Here is a 14,056-nt window from a genome sequence, read left to right as displayed (position 1 = left end):
GCGCGTCGGTGAGCGGGCCGGGAAGCACCGCCGCTGTGGATCAGTCCCCGGGCGGCGCGAACCGGCGCGCGAGCGCGGCCCGGCGCACCTTGCCCGCGTCGTTGCGCAGCGCCCGCGACACGACGTGCACGGCGGCGGGCGCTCGCGGACCGAGGCGCTCGCGCGCGAACGCGCGCAGTGCCTCCACGTCGAGCTCGTCGCCGACCGGCCGCACCGCGGCGTGCACCACCTGGCCCCACTCGGCGTCGGCCATCCCGAAAGCCACCGCCTCCTCGACGTGCGGATGGGCCTCCAGCACCGCTTCGACGACGGCCGGCGCGATCTTGTCGCCGCCGCGGTTGATGAGATCGTCGGCGCGGTCGTGCAGGAACAGGTGGCCCTCGGCATCCACATGTCCGATATCGCCGAGCGTGTCCCACCCCTCGTCGTCGCGCCGCGAGGCCGCACCGACGTACGCGTACGCGGCGCTTTCGCCACGCCGCATCCACACCAGGCCGTTCTCGCCCGCCGGCAGATCGCCGCCGGCGCGATCGCGGATGCGGATGCGGGTTCCGCCGATCGGTCGTCCGACACTGCCGGGCCGCGCGAGCCACTGCGTTCCGGTGATGTGCGTGAGGCCGTTCGACTCGCTGCCGGCGTACACCTCGTCGACGCGCTCCGGCCCGAGCCAGTCGAGAAAAGCCCGCTTGAGCGCGGGAGCGCACGGCGCTCCCATGTGCAGGACCCGCTCGATGCTCGCGATCCGCTCGACCGCTCGTTCCGCCGGAGGAAGACGCAGGAGCCGCGCCATCATGGTCGGAACGAGCAGCCCCCAGGTGGCTCGGTGCTCCTCGACGGCGGCGACCCAGCGGGCGGGGTCGAACCGGTCGAGGATGACGAGCCGGTGGCCGGTCAGCAGGCCGCGGAAGGCGTACGTGAACACCGCGGAGTGCCACAGGGGGCCCGCGACGATCTGCGTGGCCTTCTGCGGCAGGAAGGCGGCGACGGCCCGCGAGGGGTCGAGGGTGGCGGGGGCTGTCGCCCGCACGATCTTGGGGCGCCCGGTGGAGCCCGAGGTGGCCGGAGCTTTCCAGCACGTGGCCGCCGTGTCGGGCAGCACCCCCTCGCGGGGCGCGACGTTCACATCGGATAGCCACGCGGCGCCGGTCGACACAGCGGGCGCTCCGATCGCCGCTGCGGGCGGCGCGATCTGCTCGAGCTCCGCCCGCTCGGACACGGTGAGGTCGGTCGACAACGGTTGCGGCGTCGCCCCCGCGCGCCAGATACCGAAGCACGCGACGACGGAATCCCGCCCGTTCGGCAGCGACACCGCCACCGTGTCGTCGTGATCGACCCCCTGGGCGAGGAGTTCGTGCGCGAGCGCCGTAGCCGCGGCATCCAGTTCGGACGCTGTCATGACCCCCGCCGCATCGACGATGAGGGGCTCGCCGGCGTCGGCCGCCGCACGTTCCGCGAGGATCGCCGAGAACGTGCGCTCCGTCATCGCGCGGTCCTCTGCGGCACGTGGGCGTAGAACTCCTCGTGCGCGCGGGCGGCGCGATCCCACGTGTGCGCCCGGGCGAGGGCGACCCCGCCGGCCGTATCCGTCTTGGCGGCGCCGCGCAGCACTTCGTCGAGCCGCGCGGCGATCTCGGCGGGAGTCGACGCGTACAGCACCGCATCGCCGAACACCTCGCGGATCACCGGCAGGTCGCGCGCGACCACGGGCGTCGAGGCCGCCAGGGCCTCCATGGCGGCGAGCCCGAAACCCTCTTTGGTCGAGACGAACGCCAGGACACGCGCTGCGGCCACGAGCGCGGGCAGCGCATCGTCGTCGACCGGGCCCAGCACGGTCGGATGGATGCCGAGTTCGAGCGCGCGGGCGTCGAACCGCCCGCGGTACTCGCGGTAGTCGAACAGCGTCTCGCCGCCGCCGAACACCAGGCGTACGTGCGGGTGGGCGTCCCGCACCCGGGCGAACGCGTCGAGCAGATCGATCGAGCCCTTGCGCGGTTCGATGCCGCCCAGCGCCAGCACGTAGTCGCCCAGCTGCGTCCGCCACCGCTCGCGCGCACCCGCCGCCGAGGGTTCGGACGCCCGGCCGAAGCGCTCGGCATCCACCCCGTTGGCGATGACCTCGGGTCGTACGCCATAGGCCTGCTCGACCTCGCGCGACACCGCCCGCGACACGCACAGCCGGGCCACCGGCTCGATGACGGCTCGGTCGTGGCACGCCACGAGCTGCGGCGTTGTGAAGGTGTCGAGGTGGTGGATCGTGCGGACGACCGGGATGCCACGACGCAGCGCCGCGTTCGCCGAGATGCAGTCCTGCGCGTGGACGATGTCGGCATCCGCGTCGAGGGCTGCGGCCATCAGCTCGATGGAGCGCTCGATGCGCTGCCCCACCCCCTCACCGTCGAGCGACGGGAAGGGCACGACCCGCACGCGCACGCGCGGGTCGACGGGGCGGAAGAAGGCGGTGTCATCGCCGCGCCCCAGGGTCCACACCTCGACCTCGTGGCCGCGCGTCGCGAGCGCCTCGGCGAGTGCGAGGGTGTGCACGACCCCGCCGCGGGGCTTCGTCGAGTAGGTCAGCTGCGCGATGCGCATGGTCGTCCTTTCCGCGGAGCCCTCGCCGCGCGATCTACGCCGGGGCGCTCAGCCGGTAGGCGTGTTCGGCGCGCTGGGCGAGGTGGTTGAGGGAGCGTCGGGCGCGGACGATGTCGGCCGAGACGTCGGCTTCGGCGACGGCCAGCCCGCCCTTCGCCCACGTCTTGGCGACGATCTCGCCTGCCGGATCGACGACCTTGGCCTGGCCGAGGAAGCGCAGGCCGCCCAGCACGCCGGTCTGGTTCGATGACACGAGGTACACCTGATTCTCGGCGGCGCGCGCGCAATCGTAGAGGTCGAAGAGGTGGGCCTGGCGGTCGTTGCGGATGCGGTCGGATCGGTCGGTGACGCTGGCCGGCCACGCGCTCAGGCACGCGATGATCTGCGCACCGTCGAGGGCGACCGAACGCGCGGCCTCGGGGAAGGTCTTGTCGAAGTCGATGAGCATGCCGATGCGCCCCACGGGGGTGTCGAACGCGCGGAAGTCGTCGCCGGGGGCGTAGACCTCCGACTCCCCCAGCGGCAGGTGCACCTTGCGATGCACGCCCAGCACACCGTCGCCGGTGACGCAGAGCGCCGTGTTGTAGCGGCGCTCGTCGCCGCCCTCGACCGCTCGCTCGGCAATGCCGAAGCACACTGTCATGTCGCCGGCGAGGGCGACGATCGCCGCCACCTCGGGGCCGTCGATCTCGACCGCGTGGGGGATGCCGTCGCCCTCTTCGACCGGGTGGTGCAGGTCGAGCAGATAGCCGCCGATGGTGGCATCCGGGAGCACGAGCAGATCGGTCCCGCGTCCGCGGGCGTCCTCGACGATACCGGGGAGTTTGGCGAGCGTTCGCTCGACGTCGCGGCCGAAGTGGGCCGCCACCGCAGCCATCGTGACGGATGCCATTTCTCGAGAGTACGCGGTGGCCACTCAGCCCACCGCGAGGGCTCCCTGCGACGCCGTGACGACCTGTTCGGCGACGTGCTCGGCGTCCCTGGCGATCGCGTGGAACCGCCCCGACCCCCACGTGTGCAGCCACGGGAGGCCGACGAACGAGAAGCCCGGCACCGCCGTCGCTCCGCGCTCGTGCACCGGGTGTCCGTTCGCGTCGAGCACGTCGAGTTCGCCCAGCCACGACCAGTCCGCGCGGAAGCCGATCGCCCAGACGACGGCATCCACCTCGGCGAGGTCGAGTCGCGTGGGGCCGGACGGGGGCGTCCACACGGGAGCGCGGCGGGGTTCGAACGGTGCGTCGATGCCCTCGCGGGCGATGTAGGCGTCGATGTCGTTCTTGATCGACTCGGCGACCGAATCGGCGTGGTCGAGGTTGGCGGCCAGCGTATCGTCGAAGGCGAGCACGCCTTGCGAGATGCCCGTCGCACGCCCGTGCAGCCGCATCCCCTGCGTCGCGAACACCCGCAGGTCGATGTCGCGGCCGCCATCGCGCCCGGTGACGTAGTGGTTGGTCGCGGCGCGCTTGGCCGCGGCCTGCACCCCGGCGGGCACGTCGTACACGCCCATGTCGGCGAGCCACGTCATGCAGTCGCGTCCCCGGTAGAACCGGGCCACGCGCGGCGCCCGCCCGACGGCGAGGTGCACCCGGCGCCCCTCGAGGTGGAGGTCTTCGGCGATCTGCGTACCGGACTGCCCGGTACCCACGACCAGCACCGACCCGGGCAGCTGCCCGGCGTCGCGGTAGTGGTGGGAGTGCATCTGTACGATGCGGTCGGGGATGTCGTCGGCCCACGACGGCGTGATGGGGCGGTGGTAACCGCCTGTGGCGGAGGTCACGGTGTCGGCCGTGATCGTGCCCGCACTCGTCTGCACGACGAACACCCCGTCGTCCCGGCGATCGACCCGGTGCACCTCGACCCCCTCGGCGAGCGGGGCGTCGAACGTGTCGGCGTAGCCGCGCACCCAGGCGTACACCTCGTCCCGGGTCATGAACCCGTCGGGGTCGGGACCGTCGTAGGGGTAACCGGGCAGTCGGCACTGCCAGTTGGGGGTGACGAGGGTGAAGTTGTCCCACCGTCCGTCGCGCCACTCGTGCGCCGCCGATTCGCGTTCGATCACGACGTGCCGCACACCCGCGCGCTCGAGATGCCAGCTCACCGAGAGTCCGGCCTGGCCCCCGCCCACGATCACGGCCGGGTAGTGGTCACCTGGTCGTACCTCGACGGGGATCACGACGCCCCCACCGGCAGGGGCGGCTCCATGCGCAGCACGGTGACCTCTCCCTCGGGATACGCGGCGGCCGCGCGGACGATCTCGTCCCGGGATGCCATCGCCGAGGTGCACGCGAAGCCGTATGCGGCCCGCACGCGTTCGCCCGCGGCATCCAGCGCCTCACCGGCGCGCGCCACGAACTCGGCGATGCCATAGCGGGAGCCCGCGGCGAGGTAGTCGTGCATCACGAGGCTGGGTGAGTAGTGCGAGGACTCGGCGCCGTCGGGCCAGCGGACGGCGAAGCGCATCTCAGGCATGAGCGAGCTCCCTCCACGCCTCGACGTGCGCGCCGGTGGAGGCAGCGACCGGGCCGTACACGTCGGGGCGCCGATCGCGAAGGTGGAACATGCCGCCGCGCATCGCACGGAAGGTCTCGGCGACGTCGATCTCGGCGATCGCCAGGCCGGTGCCCAGCAGCGTCGTCGCAAGGACGTTGCCGCCGGGGTCGACCACCTTCGCGTTGCCGACATAACGGAGCGACCCGAAGGTGCCCGACTGATTGGATGCCAGCCAGAACACCTGATTGTCGAGGGCGCGCGCGATGTCGAATTGGTTGAACCGGTACGTCCACCGGTCGTCCTGCAGGTTCTCGGCGGTCGCCGTACGCGCGGCCGGCCACGCCGACATGCTCACGACGATCTCGGCGCCGTCGAGGGCGAGCATGCGCGCGGCCTCGGGGAACGCCTTGTCGTAGCAGATCTGCATCCCGACCCGGCCGACGGGGGTGTCGAACGCGCGGTAGGTGTCCCCCGCCGAGTACGACATGTTCTCGCCCAGCGGCTGGTGCACCTTGCGGTACGAGCCGTAGATGTTCTCTCCGTCCAGGCAGACCGCGGCGTTGTACCGCGTCTCCCCGTCGTCGGCGAGCTCGCAGAACCCGATGGTGAGCACCATGTCGCCCGCGAGTTCCTGCACCCGGGCGATCTCGGGGCCGTCGAGGCGGATCGCCGGCGGCATCGAGCGCGTGGTCGTCTTGATGGTGTCGCCGTGGTTGCCGAGCGACGAGAGGTAGCCGCCGATCGCGGCTTCGGGGAACGCCAGGAACGACACCCCCACGGCCCGCGCCTCGGCCACCAGATCGGCGATGAGCGCGTAATTCTGCTCCAGGTCTCGCGTGAAGTTGGCCGAGACGGAGGCAACGGTGATCGACATGGCGAGCCTCAGAGGTTGTAGACGGAGTTGATGATCGCGCCCTTGCGCGCGTAGTAGATGATCGCGTCCTGCACATCCAGCGGGTGCGCGGGGATGACGCCCTCGATGATGTCCTCTTCGCGGATGCCGTGCAGCGCCAGGCCGAAGCGGCAGCAGTAGACCGTGCCACCCTCCTTGATGAAGGTCTCGAGGGAGTTGTTCATGTTCAGCTCGCCGGGGAAGCCCGCATCTCCCGTGGTGGGGAAGCCGCGGTTCGCGGCGGCCGCGAGGGTGCCGGGGCCGTACAGGTAGATGGCCGACTCGAAGCCCTTACGGAGGGCTCGGGTCGCCTGCAGGATCGCGACGAAGCTCACAGACGACTCGTGCGGGATGCCGTGGATGAGCGTGAAGTACGACTCACCGTTCTCGGCCTGGAAGTCGGGGAACAGCTTGGTGGAGCCGTAGATGTTGCTGCCCTTGGGGAGCGAGGGGTGCGGGATCTCGCCGAGGGATGCGGCGATGTTCTCCGCGATCTGGGCGTCGAGGTCGGTGGTCATGTTCGTGTCCTTCGCGTCGGGTGGAGCCGGGGATGGAGCGCGTGTCTGGTTACCAGGTTCGCGTCCGGGTGTTTCGGATTGGTTTCGTCCGGAATGAGGTTGCGTTACGCCTTGCCGAGTCCGGTGGCACCGGCGGCGACGACAGAGGTCTCGACGCCGTCGGGCCAGCGCAGCACGACGCCGGAGCCCGTGGTGAGCTCTCCGATGGTCGCCGAGCTCACGAGCGGCGAGGCGAGGGTCGCGGTCCCGGCGGTCACCATGCCGAAGCCGGGGAAGCAGGTCAGCCAGTCACCGAACCCGACGCCCTGCGGGGCGGGAATCTCGGCCACGTCGATACGGGCCCCCGCGCCCGAAGCCTCGGCGAGCATCGCGGCGGTGCCGACGATGCCGGCCATGCTCACGTCTTTTGCCGCTGCGGGGCGCTGCTCGGGCACGAGTCCCGCGAGGTGGCGCAGCTCGGCGCCGGCGCGGGTCGACGTCGAATCCCACTGGCGGCCCTCGAAGCCGCGCCGCCATCGTCCGTGCAGGTCGACGGTGAGCCCGAGCGTCTGCCCCGGTCGACCTCCGCCGCCGGCCACGGGATGCTCGGTGCGCCCGAGGGCGGTCACCGCGAGTGACGACGCTCCACCCCACTGCGTGTGACCGCCGAGGATGGGCACGCCCCACGCCACGGCGGCGCTGCGAAACCCCGACACGATCCGGCGAACGGCCGAGGCGGTCGGCGCCGACACGGCATCCATCAGTCCGACGGCACGCGCGCCCATCGCGGACAGGTCGTTGACGTTCACCAGTACGCCGCACCACCCTGCCCACTCGGGGTCTCTGTCGATGAGTGCGGGCAGGATCGCGTCGGTGGCGACCACGATGTCGGTGCCGGCGATGAGCGCGCCGTCGTCACCGACCCAACCGGGGCCGCCGAGGCCCTCGGGATGGTCGTCGCGGATGCCCGACAGGAGAGCACCCAGTGGTTGCTTCGTCGCGGCCACGAGCGCGGCGAACCTGTCGACGGGCCACCGCATCCGCACGTGCGGAGCACCAGCGACGGTCGTATCGCCCCACCGTTCCCACCCCAGGTGACGAAAGAGCGGCTCGTTGCGCTCCTGGACGGTGGCTTCGAACCGCACCACACCCCGCTGGACGGCCTCGCGGCACGCGGCGCGCACGAGAGCGGAACCGATCCCGCCGGCATTGCGGGCATCGCGACGCACCGCGAGCCGACTGCCGGTCCACCACCCGATGTCGCGGGGCGTCGCCGGAGCCAGACGAACGCCGCCGAGAACGTCACCGGAGGCTGCCACCGCAACCAGCACGACCGTGCGCGGATCATCGTCGACGTCGTCGTCGTCTCGTCCCGCGAACAGGCCCTGCTCGCGCACGAACACGTCGCGGCGGATCAACCGGTACGCGCCGACCTGCATCGGGTCGGCGACGCGGATCTCCCACGCCAGCGGCTCCGTCCGCGGGCGCGAACCGGTCAGCACCGGCACGTCGAACATCATGCACCTGCCGTCTTGAGGATGCTGCACGCCCCGCACGCGGCGCAGCCGGCGCGTTGATCTTCGCCGCGCATACCCGCCGCGTGCAGCAGGCCCGCCACCCGCGAGGTGATGTCGTCGACGACCGCACGGTGCGGCGCCGGCACCTTGTCGACATCGGTGGCGAGCGTGCCCTTCAGCGGCCGGAACGGCACCACGAAGGGGTAGACCCCCATCTCGATGAGCTCGCGCGCCCCCTCGACCGCCTCGTCGGGGTCTTCACCCATGCCGACGATGAGATAGGTCGACACCTGGTTCCAGCCGAATACCCGCACCGCTTCACGCCATGCGGCGCGATACTCATCCATGCTCACGCGGGACTTCCCCGGCATCCATCTGCGGCGCACCTCGTCGTCCATCGATTCGACATGGATGCCGATGGACCGCGAGCCCGCGTCGTACAGGTCGGTGATGGCCTGCAGGTCAGCGGGGGGCTCGCATTGCACCTGGATCTCGAGCTGCGGCACCGCCGCCTTCACCGCACGCACACAGCGGGCGAGGTGCTTCGCGCCCCGATCCCAGCCGTTGGAGGTGCCGGTCGTCATGACCATGTGGGTCACACCGTCGAGCCGCACGGCGGCCTCGGCCACCTCGGCCAGCATCGCGGGTGTCTTCACCGCGATCGTCATGCCGGCGTCGAGCGACGCCTCGATCGCGCAGAATCGGCACCGCTCGCTCTCGTCGTAGCGCACGCAGGTCTGCACGACTGTCGTGGCCAGCACGTTCTTGCCGTGGAGCTTCGCGATCTGGTCGTACGCCACGCCCTCGGCGGTCTTCAGGTCGTAGAAGCGCGGCCGCACGACGGGGGCGACGTCGAAGCCGAGGTCGGCACCGTCCCGGGTGAGACGACCCGCGGCCGTGATGACGTACGGACTGTTCGGGTTGAGGGGGATCGCCGCTCCCTCGCCGTCGACGACGAAGTGCCCGTCGTCGCTGGGACCCGCCCCACCCGTGCGCCGCACGGGAGCGTCGCTGCGGACGCCGAGGAGAGCTAGGCTGACACGGGTCGACACCCGGTCACGGTCCACCGGTGCAAGCGCTGAGACGTTGTCCATGCAGACCAGTAGAACCACGGGGTGTTTCCACACGACGACGACCGGATAGCAGTCGTGTTTCGGCTCCTCCGACTCCGCCGCTCGTCACCGCGGGGTGCGGCCCGCGGTCCTGAGTCCGTCGAGATGACCGGCCCACCGCACCCCCAGTCGCCGAGCCCGTCGGCGGGACCGGCGCCGGTCAGAACAGCGACCCGAGCGCCAATCCCGCCGCGGCCGCGAACAACGACCCCGCGAAGGACACCGCCGCGTAGTTCGTCGCCGTCGCGGTCCGCCCCTCCTCGGCGAGAAGCACCGTGGTCACCGCGACCGCGCTGAACGTCGTGTACCCGCCGAGCAGGCCCGTGCCGACGATCCATCGCCAGGCCTCCTCGGCGGGGAGCATGCTCAGGATGCCGAGCGCGAAGGCGCCCGTGATGTTGACGACGAGGATCCCCCACGGAAACCGGTCGCCGGTCGCGCGCCGCACCGCGGTGTCGAGCAGGAACCGCAGCGCTGCGCCCACACCCCCGGCGATGGCCACGACGACGAAGACGAGGGGGGTCATCGCTGCCGCCGCCCGCCGCGGCCGAGCACCAGGCCGCCCCAGGCCGCACCCGTGCCGAGCACCACCGAACCGATGCCCCACCACAGCAGGCCCGGCTCGGCGGCCTCGACGGCCAGCGCACTGTAGGTCGTGAACCCGCCGAGCACGCCGGTGCCGAAGAACAGCTGTACGCGCTGCGCACGAGAGGATGCCGGCATCCGGGATCTCCACCCGAACAGGATGCCGATCGCAAACGCCCCCACGACGTTGATGAGCGGCACGAGAGCGGGTCCCAGGTCGTCACCGATCGCGAGGGTGATGCCCGCGCGCAGGGCGGTGCCGATCGCGCCGCCCATGGCGACGAGAACGACGTCTCGCCACATCTTCACCGCGCCACCCTACGCCGCCTCGCGCCGTCGACCCCCGCGAGCCGGGCGTCCGCTCGAGGTCATCGATCTGCACGACGTCCGTTCCGAAGCTCGGATGCCGACTGAGGGTGCGCAGATCACGGAGGATGCACCCGTACCGCCCACACCCCGCACAGAGTCGGCGATTCGCACAACCTCAGCCCCAGAACACGCATGCCAACAGAGTTTGCGCACATCACGGAGGTTGCACCCGCGGCGGCCGCCCGGCCAGGACCTGGTGCGCGCGGTCACGCCCCCAGGATCAGGCGTCGGATCGCGGCATCCTTCGATCCTCCGAGATCCATCGTGCGGCCCTTGCGGTACAACGCGAACACCCGGGGGTCGATGTAGCTCGCGCGGGCGACGGCGGGAGTGTTGCCGAGCGCCTCGGCGGTGGCGCGGACGGCGGCCACCTCCGCCTTCTTGCGCTCGTTCTTGCCCCCTGTCGCGCCGACCCGGGCGAGCGATTCGGCGGCGAGGATCGTCCCCCGCAGCGTCCGGAAGTCTTTCGCGCTGAACGGCCCGCCCGTGAGCGAGCGAACGTAGGCGTTGACGTCGCCCGGTGTCAGCGGCACGCGGCGGCGACCCCGCTTGTAACTCAGCAGCGCGGCGCGCGAGCGCCCGAGGGCGAGCTCCTCGATGATGGATGCCAACTCCGCATCACGCAGAGACAGCTCGGCGCGCTTGCCGCTCTTGGCCGGGAACGACAACCGCACGAGGTCACCCTCGACGATCGCGTCGCGCCTCTGCAGCGTCGTCAGCCCGCGGCTGCCGTTGGTGACGAAATAGCGCGCGTTGCCCACGCGAGGGGCCACGAGGTCGAGGAAGCGGAAAGACACGGCCAGCACCCGCTCCCGGTCGGCCTCGGCGCGGCGCAACGACTGCGTCACCCGCGCACGAGCCCGCGGCAGCGCCTCGGCCAGCTGCAACGCGCGGGCGAACTTGCCCTTGTCCTGCCGTTTCGACCAGTCGGCGTGGTACGTGTACTGCCGCCGCCCCGCCTCGTCGGTGCCGACCGCCTGGATGTGCGCGTTCGCCGTCGTGGCGATCCACACCTCGCGCCACGCCGGGGGGATGACCAGCCCGCGCGCACGCTCGGCGTCGCGCTCGGGCACGGCCGCGCCGGTGTGGTCGACGTAACGGAAGCCCGAGCCCGACCGCACCCGGCGGTAGCCCGGGTCTTCGTACGGCCGGACGCGGATGAGGCGAGGCATCGCGTCAGTGGTTTCGGAGCAGGTCGATCAGCTCCGCCTTCTTCTTGCCCGAGTATCCGGTGATGCCCAGTTCTCTCGCGCGCTTCTTCAGCTCGTCGACGGTGCGGTCCTCGTAGTCCTCGGCGTGGCCGCCCTTCTCGCCGATCGCCTCACGGCCCTCCGCTGCGGCGGCGTTCGAGATGCGGGCCGCCTTCTCCTTCGAGTCGCCCTGCTTGCGCAGCTCCTCGTAGAGTTCGGGGTCCTTCAGACTGCCGGATCCACGTCCTCGGGGCATGACCGTCTCCTTCCGTCGGAATCACGACGCTACGGGCGGCAACGACCGCGGGCGCGCGGGGTTGACAACGCACCGGATCGGCGAGGTTCGAGCCATCGATGCCATCGGTCCGCCCCGGGCGGAGACACAGCCACCTCACATTTCCGAGAGGTTGACGCGAACGCGATATATCGCGATACTCGGCTTAACGCGATATATCGCGAGTGAGGAGCCCCAGCCATGGAGAAATGGATCATCCATCCCGGAGAGACGCGCGTCATCGACCTCGATGCCGTACGCGAGCTCAAGATCGGCCTCGTCGGCGGACAGGTCGACGTCATCGCCCACGATGAGCCCGACACGCGCATCGAAGTACACGGTGTCACCGTCAAAGACCTTCGCATCGAGGTCGTCGACGGCCGCCTCGAGATCGACCACCCCCAGCTGCGCTGGGATAACTTCCTCGAGGTGTTCCGCAACTTCGGCGCCGGCGGCCCCAAGGCCGAGGTCAGCGTCGCCGTCCCCCGTACCGTCGCCCTGACCCTCGGCGTCGTCAGCGCGAGCGCGCTCGTGGCGGGCCTTCGCACCGACGTGCGCCTGAACACCGTCTCGGGCGACATCATGGTCGACGGCCTCGTCGGCGACGTCGACCTCAACGCCGTCTCGGGCGACGTGCAGGTGCGCGAGCTCGACGGCGCTCTGAGCGCCAACAGCGTCTCGGGCGACGTCGCGGCCACGGGCCGCATCACCAAGGCGTCGATCGACACGGTGTCGGGCGCGATGCTCGTCGACTCCAGTGGAACCACCCAGTCGATCAGCCTCAACTCGGTCAGCGGCACGGCCACCGTGCGGCTCGATCGCTCGCTCCCGGCGAACTACGTCTCGCGTTCCGTCAGCGGCCGCGTGCAGATCGACGGTCAGGTGCGCTCGGGCAAAGGCCCCACCAACTACACCGGCTCGACCGGTGCCCTCGCGGGGTCGTTCGTCGACGTGCGCGCCAACACCGTCTCGGGCGAGATCACGGTTCTGCGACGCGGCATCTCGGGCCTGCGCCCCGAGGAACTCGCCGGAGAGGAGGAGTGGTGATGAGCCCCGTCTTCTCGCACGGCGACCTGCGCCTGTACATCCTCAGCCTGCTCGATGAGGCGCCGCGCCACGGTTACGACCTGATGCAGGCTCTCACCGAACGCACCGGCGGCACATATTCGCCCTCGGCCGGCACGATCTATCCCCGGCTCTCCAAGCTCGAGGAAGAGGGCCTGGTCACCAAGACCGTCGACGGCCGCAAGACCGTCTACGAGATCACGGATGCCGGACGCGCCGAGGTCGCGAACCGCACCGGCGATCTCGAGGGCATCCAGGCGGGCCTGGCCGACAGCGTCCGCCTCATCGCCGACGAGGTGCGCGGAAGCGTACGGGATGCCATGCGGAGCCTGCGCGCCGATCTCGCCGCCGCATCCCGCGAGGAACGGGAACAGGCGCACACCACGCCGGCCGACGATCCCCGTGTCCGCAGCCGCGAACAGCTCTCGCGCGCTGACGCCGCCATCAACGAGTTCCGCGGCCGCGTGCGGTCGGAACTGCGGTCGCACGTCACCCGCGGCGGCGAGCTCGCGGCATCCGGGGTCGACGAGATCGAGGCGGCGCTGCGTCAAGCGTCCGAAGCGGTGACCCGCGCGATGCGCGGCTGAGGCGTCACTCCCACGGGAGCTGATCGTCGGCGCCGACCGGGTCGTCCTGCGGGACGACGAGGACCGGTCGGCGCTGGCGGTGACTCAGCCGGGCGGCGACAGACCCGGTGAGGAACTCTCGCAGCGACTCACCCAGACCGCGCTTTCGCGTGCCCACCACCAGCACAGACGCGTGGATCTCATCAGCGAGCTTGATCAGCGCGAGCGCCGGATCGCCGATCTCCTGTCGGACGCTCCACGCGACCGCGTCACCCCCCAGGACCTCTGCGGTGGATCGTCGCACGTCGTCGAGGGCGGCTCTGGATGCCGCTCCGGCGACGTCGCCGGAGGAGGGGTGCACGTAGCCGTCAGGGTCTTCGAAGGCGACGAATCGGGTGGTGTCGACGTGCACGACGACGAGGTCGACGTGTGCGAGTGCCGCCTGCCGAGCGGCTTCCCGCACAACCCGGGGCGATTGCCCGGGAACGACGCCGGCGATCACCGGTCCCGTGGGGGCGTGGTGGGGCTGGTCGGTCATGGGTGCTCCTCTCGCCGGCCGGGCCCAGCAGACGCCGTACGACGGCGCAGCCGGAATGCGCCGTGATATCCTGGGTGTTACTCTTACCGGCTCGGTCCGGAACCGCAATACGCAGGGCACAGCGCGGCCCTGCACGTCGATCGTGAGGGGGTCTCGCATGGGGCGTGGCCGTCAGAAGGCGAAGCACACCAAGATCGCCCGTGAGCTGAAGTACGACACCTATTCGGTGAACTACTCGGCTCTCGAGCGCGAACTGGGTGCCCCCGCTCCGGGTGAAGACGCGTACGTCGACAAGTGGGCCGACCAGTACAACGACGAGTACGAAGACAAAAAGGCGTAGCTCTCTTTCCTCATACCTGAGCACCGACGCGG

Annotated in this window: 17 protein-coding genes; 3 read left to right on the top strand and 14 right to left on the bottom strand. The window is 70.8% G+C overall.

Annotated features, from left to right (window positions below):
• Positions 1–40 precede the first annotated feature (40 nt).
• The 13 genes from ACXKZF_RS01655 to ACXKZF_RS01595 all read right to left on the bottom strand — a co-directional run bounded on the left by ACXKZF_RS01655 (position 41) and on the right by ACXKZF_RS01595 (position 11,497).
• Positions 41–1,483 carry an AMP-binding protein gene (locus ACXKZF_RS01655; protein ID WP_488985199.1) on the bottom strand — a complete coding sequence of 481 codons (1,443 nt, stop codon included), beginning with the start codon at positions 1,481–1,483 and terminating at the stop codon, positions 41–43.
• Positions 1,480–2,589, bottom strand: a complete 1,110-nt coding sequence (locus ACXKZF_RS01650) for an MSMEG_0565 family glycosyltransferase (RefSeq protein ID WP_488985198.1) — start codon at positions 2,587–2,589, stop codon at positions 1,480–1,482. The genes ACXKZF_RS01655 and ACXKZF_RS01650 overlap by 4 nt, the downstream gene beginning before the upstream one ends.
• 34 nt (positions 2,590–2,623) lie before the next feature.
• Positions 2,624–3,481 (bottom strand): carbon-nitrogen hydrolase family protein, encoded by an 858-nt coding sequence (locus ACXKZF_RS01645; RefSeq protein ID WP_243224007.1) that lies wholly within the window; start codon positions 3,479–3,481, stop codon positions 2,624–2,626.
• 24 nt (positions 3,482–3,505) lie between these two features.
• Entirely contained in the window at positions 3,506–4,762 is a 1,257-nt protein-coding gene (locus ACXKZF_RS01640) for an MSMEG_0569 family flavin-dependent oxidoreductase (RefSeq protein WP_488985197.1), read from the bottom strand.
• On the bottom strand, positions 4,759–5,058 hold the full coding sequence (locus ACXKZF_RS01635; protein ID WP_243224005.1) for an MSMEG_0570 family nitrogen starvation response protein: 300 nt from the start codon (positions 5,056–5,058) through the stop codon (positions 4,759–4,761). The genes ACXKZF_RS01640 and ACXKZF_RS01635 overlap by 4 nt, the downstream gene beginning before the upstream one ends.
• Positions 5,051–5,953, bottom strand: a complete 903-nt coding sequence (locus ACXKZF_RS01630) for a carbon-nitrogen hydrolase family protein (protein ID WP_055959590.1) — start codon at positions 5,951–5,953, stop codon at positions 5,051–5,053. The genes ACXKZF_RS01635 and ACXKZF_RS01630 overlap by 8 nt, the downstream gene beginning before the upstream one ends.
• Positions 5,954–5,961: 8 nt before the next feature.
• Positions 5,962–6,489 carry an MSMEG_0572/Sll0783 family nitrogen starvation response protein gene (locus tag ACXKZF_RS01625; RefSeq protein ID WP_488985196.1) on the bottom strand — a complete coding sequence of 176 codons (528 nt, stop codon included), beginning with the start codon at positions 6,487–6,489 and terminating at the stop codon, positions 5,962–5,964.
• A 104-nt stretch (positions 6,490–6,593) separates the two neighbouring features.
• A complete protein-coding gene (locus ACXKZF_RS01620) occupies positions 6,594–7,988 on the bottom strand; it encodes an MSMEG_0567/sll0787 family protein (protein ID WP_488985195.1) in 1,395 nt (464 codons plus the stop codon).
• The gene (locus ACXKZF_RS01615) at positions 7,985–9,079 is read right to left on the bottom strand and encodes an MSMEG_0568 family radical SAM protein (protein WP_055959596.1); all 1,095 of its coding nucleotides are present in this window, start codon (positions 9,077–9,079) and stop codon (positions 7,985–7,987) included. The genes ACXKZF_RS01620 and ACXKZF_RS01615 overlap by 4 nt, the downstream gene beginning before the upstream one ends.
• Before the next feature lie 178 nt (positions 9,080–9,257).
• Positions 9,258–9,623 (bottom strand): fluoride efflux transporter FluC, encoded by a 366-nt coding sequence (locus ACXKZF_RS01610; protein WP_488985194.1) that lies wholly within the window; start codon positions 9,621–9,623, stop codon positions 9,258–9,260.
• Entirely contained in the window at positions 9,620–9,985 is a 366-nt protein-coding gene (locus tag ACXKZF_RS01605) for a fluoride efflux transporter FluC (RefSeq protein WP_488986024.1), read from the bottom strand. Before ACXKZF_RS01605 ends, ACXKZF_RS01610 begins: the two co-directional genes overlap by 4 nt.
• A gap of 272 nt (positions 9,986–10,257) precedes the next feature.
• On the bottom strand, positions 10,258–11,223 hold the full coding sequence (locus tag ACXKZF_RS01600) for a DNA topoisomerase IB (protein WP_488985193.1): 966 nt from the start codon (positions 11,221–11,223) through the stop codon (positions 10,258–10,260).
• Between the two features lie 4 nt (positions 11,224–11,227).
• Positions 11,228–11,497 (bottom strand): DUF7218 family protein, encoded by a 270-nt coding sequence (locus ACXKZF_RS01595; RefSeq protein WP_055959602.1) that lies wholly within the window; start codon positions 11,495–11,497, stop codon positions 11,228–11,230.
• Positions 11,498–11,716: 219 nt separating this feature from the next.
• Between ACXKZF_RS01595 and ACXKZF_RS01590 the strand changes: the two genes are divergently transcribed.
• Positions 11,717–12,562 (top strand): DUF4097 family beta strand repeat-containing protein, encoded by an 846-nt coding sequence (locus tag ACXKZF_RS01590; protein WP_183418693.1) that lies wholly within the window; start codon positions 11,717–11,719, stop codon positions 12,560–12,562.
• Complete coding sequence (locus tag ACXKZF_RS01585) at positions 12,562–13,167, top strand: PadR family transcriptional regulator (protein ID WP_055959606.1); 606 nt, start codon at positions 12,562–12,564, stop codon at positions 13,165–13,167. The genes ACXKZF_RS01590 and ACXKZF_RS01585 overlap by 1 nt, the downstream gene beginning before the upstream one ends.
• A 4-nt stretch (positions 13,168–13,171) precedes the next feature.
• Here ACXKZF_RS01585 and ACXKZF_RS01580 read toward each other — a convergent pair whose 3' ends face one another.
• Positions 13,172–13,684, bottom strand: coding sequence for a universal stress protein (locus ACXKZF_RS01580; protein WP_055959607.1), 513 nt, complete (start codon positions 13,682–13,684; stop codon positions 13,172–13,174).
• Positions 13,685–13,841: 157 nt separating this feature from the next.
• On the opposite strand from ACXKZF_RS01580, the gene ACXKZF_RS01575 reads away from it, so the two are divergent.
• Positions 13,842–14,024, top strand: coding sequence for a DUF3073 domain-containing protein (locus ACXKZF_RS01575; RefSeq protein ID WP_055959610.1), 183 nt, complete (start codon positions 13,842–13,844; stop codon positions 14,022–14,024).
• Positions 14,025–14,056 lie beyond the last annotated feature (32 nt).

This window comes from Microbacterium sp. ABR10, assembly GCF_057812175.1.
The sequence above is the reverse complement of the archived record's forward strand: the minus strand, read 5'-3'. Positions and strand labels throughout refer to the sequence as shown.

Coding starts and splice junctions, on each gene's coding strand:
- ACXKZF_RS01655 (WP_488985199.1), bottom strand. CDS start 1,483: ATGACGGAGCGCACGTTCTCGGCGATCCTCGCGGAACGTGCGGCGGCC.
- ACXKZF_RS01650 (WP_488985198.1), bottom strand. CDS start 2,589: ATGCGCATCGCGCAGCTGACCTACTCGACGAAGCCCCGCGGCGGGGTC.
- ACXKZF_RS01645 (WP_243224007.1), bottom strand. CDS start 3,481: ATGGCATCCGTCACGATGGCTGCGGTGGCGGCCCACTTCGGCCGCGAC.
- ACXKZF_RS01635 (WP_243224005.1), bottom strand. CDS start 5,058: ATGCCTGAGATGCGCTTCGCCGTCCGCTGGCCCGACGGCGCCGAGTCC.
- ACXKZF_RS01630 (WP_055959590.1), bottom strand. CDS start 5,953: ATGTCGATCACCGTTGCCTCCGTCTCGGCCAACTTCACGCGAGACCTG.
- ACXKZF_RS01625 (WP_488985196.1), bottom strand. CDS start 6,489: ATGACCACCGACCTCGACGCCCAGATCGCGGAGAACATCGCCGCATCC.
- ACXKZF_RS01620 (WP_488985195.1), bottom strand. CDS start 7,988: ATGATGTTCGACGTGCCGGTGCTGACCGGTTCGCGCCCGCGGACGGAG.
- ACXKZF_RS01615 (WP_055959596.1), bottom strand. CDS start 9,079: ATGGACAACGTCTCAGCGCTTGCACCGGTGGACCGTGACCGGGTGTCG.
- ACXKZF_RS01610 (WP_488985194.1), bottom strand. CDS start 9,623: ATGACCCCCCTCGTCTTCGTCGTCGTGGCCATCGCCGGGGGTGTGGGC.
- ACXKZF_RS01605 (WP_488986024.1), bottom strand. CDS start 9,985: ATGTGGCGAGACGTCGTTCTCGTCGCCATGGGCGGCGCGATCGGCACC.
- ACXKZF_RS01600 (WP_488985193.1), bottom strand. CDS start 11,223: ATGCCTCGCCTCATCCGCGTCCGGCCGTACGAAGACCCGGGCTACCGC.
- ACXKZF_RS01595 (WP_055959602.1), bottom strand. CDS start 11,497: ATGCCCCGAGGACGTGGATCCGGCAGTCTGAAGGACCCCGAACTCTAC.
- ACXKZF_RS01590 (WP_183418693.1), top strand. CDS start 11,717: ATGGAGAAATGGATCATCCATCCCGGAGAGACGCGCGTCATCGACCTC.
- ACXKZF_RS01585 (WP_055959606.1), top strand. CDS start 12,562: ATGAGCCCCGTCTTCTCGCACGGCGACCTGCGCCTGTACATCCTCAGC.
- ACXKZF_RS01580 (WP_055959607.1), bottom strand. CDS start 13,684: ATGACCGACCAGCCCCACCACGCCCCCACGGGACCGGTGATCGCCGGC.
- ACXKZF_RS01575 (WP_055959610.1), top strand. CDS start 13,842: ATGGGGCGTGGCCGTCAGAAGGCGAAGCACACCAAGATCGCCCGTGAG.